The sequence below is a fragment of the Vibrio sp. Vb1574 genome, from assembly GCF_033338675.1.
In genome coordinates, this window is sequence record NZ_JAWOTC010000119.1 from 1 (window position 1) to 1,780 (window position 1,780).

General features: G+C 45.2%; 2 protein-coding genes. Both read left to right on the plus strand.

The window, feature by feature from the left end; all coding sequences use genetic code 11:
• The first annotated feature begins 204 nt into the window (after positions 1-204).
• Entirely contained in the window at positions 205-1,128 is a 924-nt protein-coding gene (gspC, locus tag R7O12_RS24020) for a type II secretion system protein GspC (RefSeq protein WP_005465330.1), read from the plus strand.
• Between the two features lie 36 nt (positions 1,129-1,164).
• Positions 1,165-1,780 (plus strand): secretin N-terminal domain-containing protein (locus tag R7O12_RS24025; protein ID WP_318126549.1); only part of this gene is annotated, 616 nt, incomplete at its 3' end.

Consider the following 1,780-nt stretch of genomic DNA (forward strand, 5'->3'; position numbering starts at 1 on the left):
TATTCACCTACAGATGGAGTCAAGGCGTATTTTTTTCAAGGGAGTTGGCAAAAACTGCATAAGAAAAAGGTATGAAAAGGAAGTTGTGATATAGTTCACTGCTCTTTGTTGAGTAATAATTTTATTGCAAATTTAGCAATTTAGAGTCGATAGTTATATTTTTATAGCCCAATTGACTAACGTTAGAATAAAGGAATCAATTCAGTGAAGCGTTTAGAGCTAAGTGCAGGATTATCAAGCAGACCGCTACTGGCTCAGATCAAGTCCAACCACCACGCAATTCAAGCGAAGCTCAGTTTGCTACTTACTTGCCTATTTATTGCGATAACTGGGTGGATACTCGGTAAAGTGGTGTGGTTAGCAATCCCTCAAACGTCTGATGTGCCAAAATGGAGGCCGTCGGCGGGTAATGTTATTGCCAGCAATAAATCGAATACGATTGATTTCAATGCCCTTCAAAGCGCCAACTTATTTGGCAAATACACCGAACAAAAGCCTGTGGTCGTTGAGCAACCTGTTGTGAAAGACGCCCCAAAAACACGCCTGAATCTTACCCTTGTTGGCGCCGTTGCTAGCAGCAATCCTCAAACCAGCTTAGCGGTGATCGCTAACCGTGGTAAGCAAGCGACCTACGGAATTAGCGAAGAAATTGAAGGTACGCGTGCCACACTAAAAGCGGTGTTGGTCGATCGCGTGATCATCGATAACGAAGGCAGAGATGAAACTCTAATGCTGGAAGGCGTTGAGTATAAAAAATTGTCAGAATCGCCGCAGGCTACTCGAGTGCAAGCTGCACAGAAAGAACCTGCGTCAGACGTGAGTGACAAACTAGAGCAAATCCGAGAGGAGATTGCGAAAGATCCACAGAGTGTCTTTAAATACATCACCATTTCTCCAGTGAAAAAAGACGACGCCATTATTGGCTACCGAGTTTCTCCGGGTCGTGATGCGGCGTTATTTAATGATGTGGGTCTAGAACCTGGTGATATTGCGGTGCAACTTAATGGGATCGATTTAAGTGATCCGTCTTCTTCAGTACAACTGATGCAAGTGATGAGCGATCCGCAAGAACTGAATTTGACTGTTGAGCGAGATGGTCAGCAGTACGACATCTATATCCAATTGTAATACTTAGGCAACCAGCGTAAGTTCAGGGAGACATACGTGAAACATTGGTTTAGCAAAAGTGCTTGGTTACTGGCAGGGAGTCTACTCTGCGTTCCAGGCGCGATGGCAAATGAATTTAGTGCGAGTTTCAAAGGCACTGACATTCAAGAATTCATCAACATTGTTGGTCGTAACTTAGAAAAGACCATCATCGTTGACCCTTCGGTGCGCGGTAAAATCGACGTTCGCAGCTACGACGTGTTAAACGAAGAGCAATATTACAGCTTCTTCCTTAACGTGTTGGAAGTGTACGGCTATGCAGTCGTAGAAATGGACAACGGCGTACTCAAAGTCATCAAAGCAAAAGACTCTAAGACCTCTGCAATCCCTGTTATGGGTGATGGTAGCGCAAAAGGCGATAGCGTCATCACTCGTGTGGTTGCTGTGCGAAATGTCTCTGTTCGTGAATTGTCACCGCTATTGCGCCAGCTGATTGATAATGCCGGTGCGGGTAATGTGGTTCATTACGATCCAGCTAACATCATCCTGATCACCGGTCGTGCAGCGGTAGTAAACCGTCTAGCAGAAATCATCAAACGCGTTGACCAAGCTGGTGACAAAGAGATCGAGCTAGTAGAGCTTCGCAATGCCTCGGCTGCTGAAATGGTTCGTA